Origin of the sequence: Clostridium sp. CCUG 7971 (genome assembly GCF_017590215.1) — a bacterium.
Taxonomy (GTDB): domain Bacteria; phylum Bacillota; class Clostridia; order Peptostreptococcales; family Peptostreptococcaceae; genus Faecalimicrobium.
The window spans coordinates 1-15,118 of record NZ_JAFFPK010000062.1; the positions used below are offsets into that span (position 1 = coordinate 1).

Consider the following 15,118-nt stretch of genomic DNA (forward strand, 5'->3'; position numbering starts at 1 on the left):
ATCATATCTTGTATTATTTCCTAGATAAAATGCGAATAATAACTAACATTTTTATTATTTTCGTATTTTATGTACGTATTTTTCTTGTTTTTTAATGTGTTTATACCTACTAGGAATTTATAAATTATAAAAATGCAGAATCATCTGCATTTTTATAATTTATAAATAAAGCCTTGTATCTAATTTTCTTTCATATTCAGACCAATTATCTTTTTCGCAACTTTCCTTAAGTTGATTTATTTTATTTAAAGTTGCGTCTATACTATCTGCATAGTTTAATATAAATGACTCTTCCATATTTGCAGCTTTTGGAGAGCCATATTCTATTTTTCCATGATGTTGAGTTATACAACCCTTAACTCTTCTTATAAAATCTTCACTAAATACATTACCACATTCCCTTAATGCTCTATCTATCATTTGAACACCGATTACAATATGCCCTTCTAATTCACCTTCTAATGTATACTTAAATGGTCCTTCATAGAAAAGTTCATGTATTTTACCTATATCATGAAGTTTTGCACTTAAAATCGCTATTTCTGGTCGTCTACAATGATAAATTTCGCAAAATATTTGAGTTAAATGCATTACATGAAGAGTATGTTCTGCTAAACCACCTATATAATTATGATGCATAGATACTCCACCTATGCACTTTTTAAATTTTGCTAGAAACTCTTCATCTTTAAAAAAATAATCATTTAATTTAACTGCTTGAGGTGATGTAATATACTTTTTACTTATTTCTTCTATCTCATCCATAATATCTTCTATTGGCATTTTAGAAGTTGGAAGATAGTCCTCTAGCTTATAGTCTGTTATTATTTTATAATTTGAAACATCAACTACATATTCATTATTATCTTCTATTTCTATTACTTGTCCTATATCTAACTTTCCTTTATTTGCAACCTTTGCTTTTATATATCCATTTTTATCACTCAATGAATATACGGTTTTATTTCCATCCTTATATAAACGTTTCATTATCATAAGAGTTCTTTTTGTTTTATTACTCATAGCATATACTCCATTTCATCTTATTTAGATTTAGTATGTGCTAAATTTGTAATTTTAAAATCTACTATTTACTTATCTTGCTGTAATTTTTGTAAAAGTTCTAAAGCTTTTTCTTTAGTAGTAAGTGTAAGTTTAGCATCATCTGTCAAACTTTCTCCTACATATTTTTTATTTACAAAGTCTCCTCCATTTTTTATCTTAATAAAATATGGTTTTTTAGCGTTAGATTTTGTAATTGTAGTATATGATATAATATCTTTTTCATTATCATAATTCCATACTTGTATTGATGTAGATATACCTTGAAGTGTTTCAAATTCAGAAATTATATGTACAGATTCTACTTCCCCATTTATTAATTTTTTCATCTCATCTTTACATAATCCCATAATAGTTCCCCCTATTTTTATGACTATATAAAATAATTATATCACTACTTATACTTAATATTAATTAAATAAAGTTTATCTTTTTTCCTTTCCAATGCTCTTATATTTAAATTATTAAATCTATAATTTATAAAATTCATGATATAATGTTTCTTAAATTAAAAAAATCTTTATTATCTTTATTTGAAGGGAAGTAATTAATATGTATAAAATAAATAATAAATCAGAGCTTCAAACTGCTCTTAAGAATAAAAAAAGTCATATTATAATTAATGATGAGAAAATTATTAAAACTTTAAAACCTCTTAATAATATTGTTATAAGTGACTCTAATAGAAATAGATGTAAATATACTTTAGAAAAATCTCTTGATGGTGCTGCATTTTTAAGTTCAATAGGATTTGCCCCTATGATTTCTGAATTGGCAGGTGTTAATTTTTTAAGTGCTATGGGTATAATATCTAGCATTGGTCTTCATGAAACTTTGACTATATTTTCTGAGTATAGTATTAAGTATAAAGTTAATGAAATTATACTATCTAGGATATAATTTCTCTATAGTTGACTTTAAATAGTTACTCAACCTTAAATCAATTTTAACTTTATATGTCAAAATTGTAATATAAATTTAAGTTATATTTAAGGATTTTTGTCTAAAATCCGTGTATAATATCTTTATAAAACAAATAGATATAAAAATAAGTTACACATGACATAGATTAAAGGAGTATCTATTATGAAAAAATCAATTAAGATTTTAGTACTATCAATAGCATCTCTAATGATACTTTTATGCGTATCGGTAGGGGGCACTGTTATAGATGGCTACAATAAATATAAAGAAGTAATAAGCTCTATAAGTTTAGAGGAAAAAGTAAATGAAATTAAAAGTGATAAGGACTACACATCCATCGAAAAAATAGATAAAGATTTTTTAGATGGAATTGTATCAGTTGAAGACCATAGATTTTATAAACATGGTGGTCTAGATTTTATATCAATTTTAAGAGCAACAATAAATAATGTTGTTGAAGGTAAAATAGTTCAAGGTGGAAGCACTATAACTCAGCAACTAGCAAAAAATCTCTACTTAGATTCAGACAAAAACCTTTCTAGAAAAATATCAGAAGTATTTTTAGCTAATAATCTTGAAAAAAGTTATTCTAAAGATGAAATACTTGAAATGTATGTAAATATCATAAATTATGGTGATAATTATATAGGTATAAAAGAAGCTAGTGAAGGTTACTTCGGCACTGAACCTAATAATTTAGATTTGAATGAAGCATCTATTTTAGCAGGGCTTCCTCAATCTCCAAATGGATACGCTTTAAGTAGTCATTATAATAAAGCTATGGCTCGTCAAAAAGTTGTACTAGAGGCAATGAATAAAAATGATGTTTTGGAGCACAGTAATGAATACTATGTATTAGGCGATGTTGATTATAGAATATAAATTAAGTAATTTATATAATAAAAAAACTACTGATAATAAAATCAGTAGTTTTTTATTGGTCATATTATATATTATTTTTATCTATTTTATTAAATGAATTTGCAACAGTCACTGCTGATGTCATACTACCATTTACATTAAGCATAGTACGACCCATATCTAATATAGGGTCTATAGCTAATATACCTCCTGCAAGTGGGAAATATGCTCCCATTCCCATACCTGATATTACAACTGATACAGCCATAGCAGCTGTTCCTGGTATTCCAGCTATTCCTAGCGAACTAATTGTCACTACAATTATTAACATTGCATAGAAACTAAAGTCCATAGGCGTACCTGACATATTTGCAATAGTTACTGCCATTAATGCTGGATAAATACCTGCACATCCATTCATCCCCATATTAGAACCTAAACTAGTTACAAAACTTGCTATACCTTCATCTACCTTAACATTATCAGTTAGAGCTTCTATAGTTACAGGAAGTGTACCTACACTTGATCTTGATGTAAATGCCAGTATAAGAGGTTTTGAAACATTTTTTATATATGTTATAGGGTTTATTCCATTTAAACTTATTATAATTAAATGTATTATAAACATTATAAATACACTTATATATAAAGCTATTATAAAGTCTATTACACCAAATATAGAACTAATTCCACGACCTACTATTGTATTTGCCATAAGAGCTATAACTGCGTATGGCATAAACTTTATAACAGTTATAGATACACTAACAATTATTTTATAAAAAGCTTCTATTAAATCTACAAAAGGCTTTATTACATCCGAATATTTTTTATTTAATCTTTTTATAGCTAAACCAATAAATGCTGCAAATATTACTACTGCTACTATATTAGCATCAGCCATTGCTTTTACTGGATTTGATGGTAATAAACTTCTTAATGTATCTACTACTGGAGTTATCTCTTTCATCTCATCACTAGCTACTGCTACTTGTTGCCCAACTCCTAATTTAAATAAATTACCTATGATAATTCCTATAATTGCTGCTACTGCTGTTGTACCAAGTAACATTATTATTGTTCTTGAAGTCAATTTATTTATATCTTCGCCTTCTTTTAAATTCATAATAACTCTTATTATCGATACAAATACAAGTGGCACTACAAGCATTTTTAATATATCCATAAATCCGTATCCTATAAGTCCATACCACTTGTTTACTTCATTTAACCATGTTATAGTACTTGGATCTTTCGGGAATCTAGCTATACACTGAATTACCACCCCTAGTCCTATACCTAATAAAGTTGATATTATCATCAACTTTGTAAAATTTACCTTTTTACTTAACTTTTTAGTTATAAAGAATAGTCCTATTAATATTACTATTGAAACTAATGTTAATACATTTGTTACCATAAGAAATTGTGAAAAAAATGTTGAGTTCATATTGCTTCCTCCTTTCATAATGTCTAATTTATATATTTTATTCTTCTTTACTTTGAATAAATGATGTTATAAAACCTAAAGCTGATATGATTATTGATACATATAATAAATTATTATTTTCATCAATAGGACATGTTCCTGGTGGCATACTTTTTCTGCTATAATATACCACATATAAACTATACAGGGATAATAATATCCCTGTATTCATTAGATAATTACTAAGCTTTTTTATATTTATCTTCATAAAATCACCTTTATCTAAAGCTTTCTATAAGTTGTTTCATAGTTTCTTTATTCATTGCTCCTGGGACATATTGAGTTATATATCCTTCTTTATCTATTATAAATGTTGATGGGAATGCATTTATTCCATATTGGTAGACTAAACTTCCACCATCATCAAGTGCTACTGGGAAAGTATGACCTTCTTTAGTTAAGAAGCTTTTTATATGTTCTTGACTACCTTCATTCCCTAAATTTGGAGATGCTACTCCAAGTATTACAACATCATCATTATTTTTATTGTACTCTTTATATAATTCTTCTATATATGGCATTTCTTCTCTACAAGGAGGACACCATGTAGCCCAGAAATTTAAAAATATAGTTTTTCCTTTATAATCACTTAATTTATGTTCTTTTCCATATTGGTCATATAAATTGAAATCTAAAGCTTTTACTTTCTCACTATTTTCTTTATCATTTTGATTTTGGTTGTTTTCAACTTTACTTTTATTTGATGCATTGAAATGATTAATAGTTCCATCAAATCCATTTGCAAACATAACTAACCCTGATACTATAAGTATAACTCCACCAATTTTTTTAATTACATCCATATAGTTTTTTATTTTATCTATTGTTTTGAACAATTTATTATAAAATAATGATACTAGTATAAAAGGTAGTATAAAGCCTATAGTATAAACTACTATAAGTAAATTTGATGTAGCTACACTATTAGAACTTGATGACATTATAAGCACAGATGCAAGTATTGGTCCTATACATGGCGTCCATCCAAAGCTAAATGTAAATCCTAATAAAAATGATGAAATAGGATTCATTTCCTTAGCTTTCATATTAAATCTTTTTTCTCTATTTAATAAAGATGATTTGATAAGACCCATATAAAACATACCCATAAAGACTATAACAAGACCACCAATTGACATTATTATATCCTTATTAGTATTAAAAAATGAGCTTAAAGCATTTACTGATGATCCTAATATAAAGAATGTAGTTGATATACCTAATGTAAAGAATAAGGTATTTTTAAACAGTAAACTACTTGTAAATCTAGTACGTTCATCTTTTAAATTGTTTATACTACTGTTTGATAGCATACTTAAGTATATTGGTAGTATAGGCAATATACACGGCGAGAAAAAGGATAATATTCCTTCTAAAAACACCACAACTAAGTTTATTTTTTCCATTATATACTCCTCTAAATTATTAATTTAATACTATACTTCTTTTATCATCGCTGATGATAATATATCATTAAGAGATTCTGTCATAGTTGGATGTGCATATATTCTATCTCTTAAATAAGTGTATTTAACGTCTAAATCTATTGCTAATTGTATAAGATGAATCATTTCACTAGATTCATGGGCAATCATAGTTGCACCTAAAACTTTTTCACTATCTTTATCTATTACTATTTTTATAAAACCCTCAGTTTTTCCTATTTGTTTAGCTCTTGGTATGGCTTCTGTAGCCATTTTTGCCACTAATACATTGTAACCTTTTTCTTTAGCTTCTTTTACATTTAATCCCACCCTAGAGAATGCTGGGTCTATAAACAGTGCACTTGGAACATTCTTTCTATCACTAGTTTTTCTACTTTTATCTCCAAATAATTGGTCAATTATTACACGATAATCATCTAATGATATATAAGTAAATTGTGGTCCACCGTTTATATCACCTAATGCCCATATATTTTTTACATTTGTTTCTAATACATCATTTACTTTTATAAATCCTCTAGTGTCTAACTTTATACCCGCATTTTCTAACTTTAACCCTTCAGTATTTGCTTTTCTACCTGTAGCCACTAAAACTATATCGCTTGATAACTCTTTTTCTTCACCATTTTGTATATATACTAACTTAGCTAATTTATTTTCTTCTATTATTTCTTTTATAGATACTTCATTTATAAATCTTACATTTCTTTTTTGTAATATATTTATTATTTCATTAGTATCTTCTTCATCTTCTTTAGGTAATATAGTGCTATGAGTATTTATAACAGTTACTTGACTTCCAAATGAACTATATATACCTGCAAACTCTAAACCTATAAAGCCTGCACCTATTATAGTCATTTTTTTAGGTAATTCTTTTAAATTCATTATAGTTTCATTTGTATGAACTATATTAGAATTTTCTATTCCTTTTATATTCGGGATAAATGGTTTTGATCCTGTATTTATAAATATTTTTTTCCCTTCTAATAAAAGATTTTCTCCATCTATCGTGTTAACTTCAACAGTTCTTTCATCTACAAATGAACCTTGTCCTGTGAATATAGTTATATTTTCATTTGAATTTAATTTATTATAATTAGCATTTCTTAATTTAGTAATTAAAGTTTCTTTTTTGTTTATTGATTCTTCATATTTAACTTTCATTTTATCATATTCATTTATATTTTCTCTTCTTATTATACTAGCTTCATTTTCTAAAATCTTAGTAGGTATACATGCTTGATTTATACAAGTTCCTCCATACATTTTTGAAGACCTTTCTATTAAAGCTACTTTTTGTCCCCTATTAGCTAAGTCTCCAGCTAATGTTTTTCCACCTTTTCCAAATCCTATTATTATGGCATCAAATTTCTTTGTCATATTAATCAACCCTTCCTTACTATATAATATTTCGTATTTATCTTATACATATAATATAGCAAGGAAGGGTCTTGGTCTCAATTAGGCACTTTTTTGTAACTACCCTTAGTATTCAATTTTTTATTTACCACAAGCAAGGTTACTATTGCTCCAATAAATCATTGTCTCCATAATAGGAAGTAATGCTAATCCTGATTCACTCAGGTAATAAGTAGATTCCACAGCATTATTGCTTATTTTTTTATCATTAACTACAATATCATTATTTATTAATAATTCAAGTTGTTGTGTTAGCATCTTTTTGCTACATCCTTCAAGGCTTCTTTGTAATTCTCCGAATCTAACTTTTTTATTTTGAAGCTCCCATATTATTCCTGCAACCCATTTTTTTCCTAATATACTAGATAAAGCTTCCACTGGACAATCATATATTATTTCATCTATACTATACATGTTTTGCATTTTATATCCTCCCATTTAATTAACTTTGTCATTTATTAATTTTTTATATTATACCATTTGTAAGTTAGTTTTCAAATAAAAAACTCATTAGCAAAGTGCCAATGAGTTTTTGTTAATTATATTAAGCGTTTACAGCCATTTTATTTTTAATCCTTTTTTTATCTAAGTATGAAATAGCACTAGATACTGCAGTTTGACCTTGCCCTGCTGATTTTAAATATTGATATGGCTTACCAGCACAATCTCCTGCCACATATAAACCTTCAATATTAGTATTCATGTCTTTATCACATTTTATATGAGGTCCTTCAACTTCTAATCCTGGAACCATATATTTTGGAGAAACACTATCTTTTATTATAAAAATACCATCTATATCTAGTTCACTATTTTTTAATACTAATTTATTAGCTAATTTATCTCCCTTTATTTCTACTGGTCTATCTTCCATTATATTTATACTATCATTAAGCTTACTTTCTAATTTATACATAGGTATATAAGTAACACTTTTTGCTATTTCACTTAAAAAGTTTGCTTCTTCTTCTGCTTCATGATTATGTCCTATTATTGCAACATCTTTATTTCTATATAGCATTGCGTCACATGTTGCACAATATCCTACACCTTTTCCTAAAAATTCTTCTTCACCTTTTAACATTTTTCCATACTCTACACCAGTTGCTAATACAACTGTAGTCGCTTCATACATATCATCACCACAAGCTATTGCAAAGTACTCACCCATACTGTATATATTGTTAACTCTTTTTTCAGTTATTTCTATACCCATCTCATCTATATGTTCTTTAAATTTATTTTTAAGTTTAATCCACTTATATTATTAATACCTAAGTAGTTATCTATTGATGGCGCTTTTACAAGCTTTGCACTTATATTGTCATTTCCAAATACAATTATGTTTTTATTTCTAATTTTTGCATTTACTGCTGCTGCAAGTCCTGCAGGACCACTACCAACTATTGCTATATCATATCTCATAATTTCACCTATTGTCTAATTGCATTAATTAGCCTTTCTTTAGTTAGTTTATATATTTACTATAACAATTGTCTTCATATCCAACAATTAGGCACTTATTAGTAACCTAATTTATATAAATAAAAAAGAGCATAGATATATGCTCTTTTTTATTTATAACACTGTTATTGTGTATTTTTCAGTAAATTTTATTGGATGATATGAAAGCTTTGCTTTTCTAAGACCTTCTATTCCTAAATCTTCTTCTCTATTTATAAGCTTAGCTTCATTAAATTCATTAACTATAAATTGTTGGTTAATATATTGATATAAACCTCTAATATCTTGATTGGCTTTTTCAATGTGTATTAATGCCATATCATCAGTCAGCATTTCACCTATAGAAAATGCTTGTAATTTATTATCAATATATATTCCTCCAACTTTTATTTTATCTTTTAAATATTTATAGTTTTTAAATATTTTGTCTATAGCTTTTTTTTCAGTTTCTAATTCTTTATCTATTTCTTTATTATCCATCCAACTATCTAATAATTCTATACATTCATTAAAATTACTTTCGTTTAATGCTTTATATTCAATATTATCATACTCTTTTAAAAAATAATTTAAGTGGTTTCTTTTCTTTTGATTTTTCTTTCCAACTAAAGTTCTTAAACTTTCACCTTCATAAACATAATCAAAATTATCCCTATCTTCCATATAATTAAATTTATTTGGATATTCACTTTCTATATAATCTATAAAATCTTTTGTTATTGCTTTTAAAATTAGTTTTTTATTATTCTCTTTAAAATAATTGAGTATAAAATGCATAGCATACTTTATATTATCTTTACATACAAGTGGTTGTATGAAGAAAAACTTTCCCTCATACTCTCCAGATATTATTATAAATTTTTCTTCTTGGTAATATTTTATATTATATAAATCTTTCCACATATATAAAGTCGTAAAACAATATTCACAGGCTTCATAATCTACTAAATCAAAATATTTATCAATTATTTTTTTCGACTCTATATCTATTAATTTAAACATGTTTCCTCCATCTATATTATCCTTTTAGCTCCAACATATGCCTTTTGCCAATAAGATGCGTTTATATCTACTTTTTTTACTACACCTTTAGAATTAGGGGCATGTATCATTTTACCTTCTCCTACATAGATTCCAACATGAGTTACTCTTCCACTTCCATCTGTACTAGAAAAAATTAAATCTCCAGGTTGTAAATTCGATTGACTTACAGATTTTCCTGCTTTATATTGATCTCTTGATACTCTCGGTGTTTTTATTCCATGTTGACCATATACATAATGAACTAGCCCAGAACAGTCAAAACTATTTGGTCCTTCTGCTCCCCATACATATGACTTTCCTAATTGTTCATGAGCTTTTTTTACTATTGCTTGTACTTTATTTAATTGAGGTTTTGATTCATTATCAGATTCCGCTGGTTTATTATTGCTTTCTACTTTATATAAATTTATATAATCAGAACTTGCCCATCCTACCTGTCCATTTGATAATTTTACTTTGTACCATCCATTACTTTTTTCTAATAGATCAACAACTTGCCCATTACTTAGTTTAGTAATTATCGAAGAATTCGTTGAGGCTTCTTTTCTTAAGTTTAACTTTGAACTAACATTTACTTTACCTTTTTGTCCAGACAAACTTACTGAGTTATTCTGTACTGTGTCATTCGAGTTTGAATTAGTTTGTGATATTTTTATATAATTAGAACTTGCCCATCCTAATTTTCCATTTGATAACTTTACCTTATACCACCCATTATTATTTTCTATAATACTTACTTTTTCAGACTTTTTTGCTTTATATATTACATTGTAATCTGTGCTAGGTCCAGTTCTTATATTTAAAACACTTGTGTTTACTATTCCTTCTTGATTATTAGCATATGTATAAGGTATTGATATAGCAGTACCCACTATTGCCAGTCCTGCTGAAATCTTTATATTTTTACTTATCATGGTCCTTCTCCTTATGTCTATTTTGTGTCTATTAACAATATATCAAATTAGATGCTATTATTTAATAAGTTACTTTTTAGTAACTAGCATATATAAAATAAAAAAACTCATTTATTTAAATGAGTTTTTTTATTTTATAAGTATGATTCTACTTTGTTTTTTAAGTTTTCTTTAGGTATAAATCCTACTAGTCTATCCATTTCTTTTCCTTCTTTAAATACTATTACCGTTGGTACTGTAGTTACTTGGAATCTTTCTGCTAATTCCATACTTTGATCTATGTCAACTTTTAAAAAGTCTGCTTTATTTTCCATATCATTTCCTAATGATTCAAATACTGGTGATAACATTTTACATGGTCCACACCAAGTTGCAAAGAAGTCTACTACTACTATCCCATTTTTATCTTCTACTCTATTTGAAAACTCATTTGTTTTTATTATTTGTGCCATAATGCTCACTCTCCTATAATTTTTGATTTATTTTTCTCTCTATAATTAGATTACTACTATATATATCTCTATTCAACTAGGCACTTTTTTGTAACTAGTTGAATTACACTTTATCTTATAAGTATGACTCTACTTTGTTTTTTAAGTTTTCTTTAGGTATAAATCCTACTAATCTATCCATTTCTTTTCCTTCTTTAAATACTATTACTGTTGGTACTGTAGTTACTTGGAATTTTTCTGCTAATTCCATACTTTGATCTATATCAACTTTTAAAAAGTCTGCTTCATTTTCCATATCATTTCCTAATGATTCAAATACTGGTGATAACATTTTGCATGGTCCACACCAAGTTGCAAAGAAGTCTACTACTACTATCCCATCTTTATTTTCAACTTTATTTGAAAATTCATTTGTTTTTATTATTTGTGCCATAAGGTTCACTCTCCTATAATTTTTAATTTATTCTTCTTTATGTAATAATATTAATACTGTATGTTTTCTTATGCAATTAGGTACTTTTTTGTAACTATCTAACACATTATTTTAAGTTTTATATTATTCCAAAATCATAATATCTTATTTTTATACTTATACCCCTCATAGACTATATTAATTATTTTTTTATTATTTATATATGTCCTAATATATTGTATAAAAATAAGTCTGAACTTAAACTCAGACCTATTTTGTATGTAATCTTTATATGATTTTAAAATAGTTTTCTATAAATACCTGCAAGTTCCTCTTCTGAAAATTGAACATATCCTTGACTAAGTAATCTTTGTTGATTTTCAACAATACTTGCTGCAAAGCTTTCTATATCTTCTTCTTTCATTCCATACTCTCTTAAATTCTTTCTACTTATAATCTTATCTAATAATTCTTCAATTTTTTCATATACTTCATGAACATCACAATCTAATATATTGCTTAAAAGATCATTTAGTATTTTTATCTTTCCATTTGGATTTTTAGAATTGTATTCTTTAAATACAGCTATAAAGAATAAATAATTAGCTTCACCATGAGGCACATGATAACATCCACTTAAAGGATAACTCATAGCATGTACTACTCCATTACTAGCATTACTAAATGCTATTCCTGCTAAATTACTTGCTGTAAGAAATTGGTCAAGGATTGAGAATCGTGCATCTTGACCATCTTTTGCTATTTTTTTAAATCCTTCTAAAATCATTTCCATTGCTTGTTTGCTAAATACTTCAGTATACATATTTGCTTTTGGTGACATAAATGATTCTATTGCATGAATAAGTGCATCAATTGCACTTGTAGCGAAAAATTTATATGGAAGGTCCGTTAAAAGTTCCGGAATAAGAACAGCATAATCTGGATATAGCTCGTCTATAGCTAGACCGAATTTAGAATTTAATTTTGTCATCTCTGTAACACTTATATTTGAAACTTCTGATCCTGCTCCACATGTAGTTGGAATCGCTATTAATTGTCTTACTTTTTTAAGAGGGATTCTTTTATTAAAAATATCATCAGCAGATTTTCCATCTTTTAATACTAGTATTTTTGACATATCAATTACTGCACCGCCACCAATTGCAATAATTCTTTTACAGTTACTTTTATTAAAATCTTCAAGTAAACTGTCCATCATTATATCTGTAGGCTCTCCGGCTCCATATTTATTTTTATATATTACAGTTGCTTTTATATCTAATAAACTAAAGTATTTTTCATATAGTCTCTTACTCACAAGTATAAAATCATCTTCTCCTATTTGAAATTCTTCTACAAATTCTTTTGTACTACTAAATTTTTGTACGTTTGTTTTTTCCATAAATAATTTCATTGTTATTCTCCTTATATATTACTATTTACTTATTTAAAACTTGAAGATTATTACTTAGTAATTTATAGCTATTATTTTTATTAATAACATAACCATTTTATCATAATTTACAAAATATTACTTCTGGCTTTTTAATAAAGTAAAGTAATTAAAAATATGGTAGAGATTTTTCTCTACCATATTTTTATTGATATTATTCTTGACCACCATATCTTCTAAGCAGTTCTTTTTCTCCCATTTCAACTAACTTTCTGCTCATAGCTCCACCAACACGCCCACCTATTTGACCATTTTGTTGAGCAGTTTTACTTGCTCCATTTATATTGTTCATATCCATTCCTATTTCATTTGCTATTTCTAGCTTCATTTGATTTAAGGCTTGTTTTGCATTTGGATTTGATGGTTTATTTGACATAAATAACCTCCTAAAGTTTATGAAATTTAATGTTTTAAATTTCTATTATAATTTGCTTATATCATATGTATTTTATACTATATTTACTTTTGTAAATTTTGCTATTAAACTTTAAATTATAAAAGACATATAGTACTAAATATATAAAAATACATATTAGCATTTTCATTTTAACTTTATCTATAAGAAGTTTTTAGTGCCTGTAATAATACTTTTGGGTCTTTTTTGTAAGGTGTTACTGGGCATATCTTCTTATTCTCTACATTAAATAAAGTATATATGGCAATCTTTGCTGCACGAACAGAATACTCCTCAGTAAATACCATATCTTCTGGAATCTCAACAAATTGACTAATCATAGCAAAGTTAGTTGATCCTTTTGGCACAACGTTTGGACGATCACTCATTTTACGAGGTTGGAATTGTGCATCTATATAAGGCATCATACATGGAATGACATTTATAACATCTTCCATAATCTCTTCAATTTTATCTTCCATGTGTAAATGATGTAATAATTCTATTAGCATTTCTTTACCACTACATTCACGCATTGATTTCTTTACATAGTCCCCTACTTTATCTGTATATAACCCATATCCCCAGAAAATTGTAGTATCAATAGGTTGATTTTTAAAATGTGGTTGTGCTGCAACCACTATACTCATTAACCAACTTGAATCTTTAAATGTCATTAATGCTCCACTTCCTGGAATATTAGTTGAGAATTTTTCTATTAATTTTAGCAATTTATTACCTTTGCAAGTAACTGTAAAACTTTCCCAGTTTGTTTGATCTGGATTACCAAAGAATGGTTCTGGATTTCCTAAACCTGGTTTCTTCTTAGCTACCTTTGACCATAATTCACCAGATATTGGCTTATTAGGATTATACTCTGCTGGCGTATTAAAATCTCCCAATGTAGCACTATCTGTCATACAAGCGTTTGTCATAATACAAACATCTCCTGGATTTAATTCAATAACTTTTTTCCCACTTTCGTCTTCTATATGAATTTTAGTTACTGTAATTTCATCTCCTTCTTTAAAGTCTAAATCTGTTACAGTAGCGTTTATACTAAAATCAACTCCAAATTCATCTAAATATTCTTTTAATGGAAGTATTACAGATTCATATTGATTATAAGGAGTACGTGTAACCCCTTCTAATGTTTCTATACGAGAAAATTCAAATATCATACGCTCCATATAGCGTTTGAATTCAAATAAGCTTGACCATTTTTGGAAAGCAAAAGTCGTTTGCCACATATACCAAAAGTTTGTTGTAAAGAAATGTGGCGTATGCTTAAACCATTGTTCTATAGTCATATCATCTAATTTTTCTTCTGGCGTAATCATTAATTTACCAAGAGCCATACGATCTGCATTATTAAATCCCATACTAGTTACATCTTGTATAAACCCATCTTTATCAACTAATCTAGCTTGTGCATGCGTTGGATGTAAATGATCAAAATTAAGAATTTCTTCTGTAACACTCATACCTGGTGAATCTATTGATGGAATGCTTGAAAATAGTTCCCAGAAATTTTCATATGTCTCTTCATTTAGCATTCTACCACCGCGGCATATAAATCCATTGGTAACATCTCCTGCACCATCATTACTACCACCTAGTATTTTCATTCCTTCTATAATATGTATATTTTCACCTTTAAAATTACAATCCCTTATAAGATATGCTGCTCCTGCTAGAGAAGCTAGACCTCCTCCTACAAAGTAAACTTGTTTGTCATTATTGTTTTGAAATGGAATCGACCTTACTATTATTTTAGGTTTT

The 15,118-nt window shown here is 27.3% G+C and carries 16 protein-coding genes and 1 pseudogene; 2 read left to right on the forward strand and 15 right to left on the reverse strand.

The genetic code is table 11. The features are described from left to right. Positions 1-159: 159 nt before the first annotated feature. Together JWF52_RS08730 and JWF52_RS08735 are read right to left on the reverse strand one after the other, a co-directional pair. Complete coding sequence (locus JWF52_RS08730; protein ID WP_208333191.1) at positions 160-1,023, reverse strand: HD domain-containing protein; 864 nt, start codon at positions 1,021-1,023, stop codon at positions 160-162. Positions 1,024-1,091: 68 nt separating this feature from the next. Continuing rightward, complete coding sequence (locus tag JWF52_RS08735; protein WP_208333192.1) at positions 1,092-1,412, reverse strand: hypothetical protein; 321 nt, start codon at positions 1,410-1,412, stop codon at positions 1,092-1,094. 202 nt (positions 1,413-1,614) lie between these two features. On the opposite strand from JWF52_RS08735, the gene JWF52_RS08740 reads away from it, so the two are divergent. Together JWF52_RS08740 and JWF52_RS08745 are read left to right on the forward strand one after the other, a co-directional pair. Next, positions 1,615-1,962, forward strand: coding sequence for a hypothetical protein (locus JWF52_RS08740; protein ID WP_208333193.1), 348 nt, complete (start codon positions 1,615-1,617; stop codon positions 1,960-1,962). Positions 1,963-2,148: 186 nt separating this feature from the next. After that, positions 2,149-2,868, forward strand: coding sequence for a biosynthetic peptidoglycan transglycosylase (locus JWF52_RS08745; RefSeq protein ID WP_208333194.1), 720 nt, complete (start codon positions 2,149-2,151; stop codon positions 2,866-2,868). A 64-nt stretch (positions 2,869-2,932) separates the two neighbouring features. Here the strand turns inward: JWF52_RS08745 and JWF52_RS08750 are convergent, their stop codons facing one another. From JWF52_RS08750 to JWF52_RS08810, 13 genes and pseudogenes are all read right to left on the reverse strand, one after another. After that, positions 2,933-4,297 (reverse strand): cation:dicarboxylate symporter family transporter, encoded by a 1,365-nt coding sequence (locus JWF52_RS08750; protein ID WP_208333195.1) that lies wholly within the window; start codon positions 4,295-4,297, stop codon positions 2,933-2,935. Between the two features lie 37 nt (positions 4,298-4,334). Beyond that, positions 4,335-4,544 carry a hypothetical protein gene (locus tag JWF52_RS08755; protein ID WP_208333196.1) on the reverse strand — a complete coding sequence of 70 codons (210 nt, stop codon included), beginning with the start codon at positions 4,542-4,544 and terminating at the stop codon, positions 4,335-4,337. A 10-nt stretch (positions 4,545-4,554) separates the two neighbouring features. Further along, complete coding sequence (locus JWF52_RS08760) at positions 4,555-5,742, reverse strand: redoxin family protein (RefSeq protein WP_208333197.1); 1,188 nt, start codon at positions 5,740-5,742, stop codon at positions 4,555-4,557. A gap of 30 nt (positions 5,743-5,772) precedes the next feature. Next, positions 5,773-7,164, reverse strand: coding sequence for a dihydrolipoyl dehydrogenase family protein (locus JWF52_RS08765; RefSeq protein ID WP_208333198.1), 1,392 nt, complete (start codon positions 7,162-7,164; stop codon positions 5,773-5,775). Between the two features lie 120 nt (positions 7,165-7,284). Further along, the gene (locus tag JWF52_RS08770; protein WP_208333206.1) at positions 7,285-7,617 is read right to left on the reverse strand and encodes a winged helix-turn-helix transcriptional regulator; all 333 of its coding nucleotides are present in this window, start codon (positions 7,615-7,617) and stop codon (positions 7,285-7,287) included. A gap of 130 nt (positions 7,618-7,747) precedes the next feature. Beyond that, a pseudogene (locus JWF52_RS08775) lies at positions 7,748-8,628 on the reverse strand (NAD(P)/FAD-dependent oxidoreductase). Positions 8,629-8,781: 153 nt separating this feature from the next. Next, a complete protein-coding gene (locus JWF52_RS08780; protein WP_208333199.1) occupies positions 8,782-9,669 on the reverse strand; it encodes a DUF2156 domain-containing protein in 888 nt (295 codons plus the stop codon). Positions 9,670-9,680: 11 nt separating this feature from the next. Next, positions 9,681-10,625, reverse strand: a complete 945-nt coding sequence (locus JWF52_RS08785; protein ID WP_208333200.1) for a C40 family peptidase — start codon at positions 10,623-10,625, stop codon at positions 9,681-9,683. A 134-nt stretch (positions 10,626-10,759) separates the two neighbouring features. Then, the gene (gene trxA / locus JWF52_RS08790) at positions 10,760-11,077 is read right to left on the reverse strand and encodes a thioredoxin (protein ID WP_208333201.1); all 318 of its coding nucleotides are present in this window, start codon (positions 11,075-11,077) and stop codon (positions 10,760-10,762) included. Between the two features lie 115 nt (positions 11,078-11,192). Further along, positions 11,193-11,510: a thioredoxin gene (trxA, locus tag JWF52_RS08795; protein ID WP_208333202.1), complete on the reverse strand. Its 318-nt coding sequence runs from the start codon at positions 11,508-11,510 to the stop codon at positions 11,193-11,195. Positions 11,511-11,787: 277 nt separating this feature from the next. Then, positions 11,788-12,903 (reverse strand): 4-hydroxybutyrate dehydrogenase, encoded by a 1,116-nt coding sequence (locus JWF52_RS08800; protein ID WP_208333203.1) that lies wholly within the window; start codon positions 12,901-12,903, stop codon positions 11,788-11,790. A 193-nt stretch (positions 12,904-13,096) separates the two neighbouring features. Then, complete coding sequence (locus JWF52_RS08805) at positions 13,097-13,318, reverse strand: alpha/beta-type small acid-soluble spore protein (RefSeq protein ID WP_208333204.1); 222 nt, start codon at positions 13,316-13,318, stop codon at positions 13,097-13,099. Positions 13,319-13,494: 176 nt separating this feature from the next. Beyond that, positions 13,495-15,118: oleate hydratase (locus tag JWF52_RS08810; RefSeq protein ID WP_208333205.1), on the reverse strand; the 1,624-nt coding region annotated here is incomplete at its 5' end.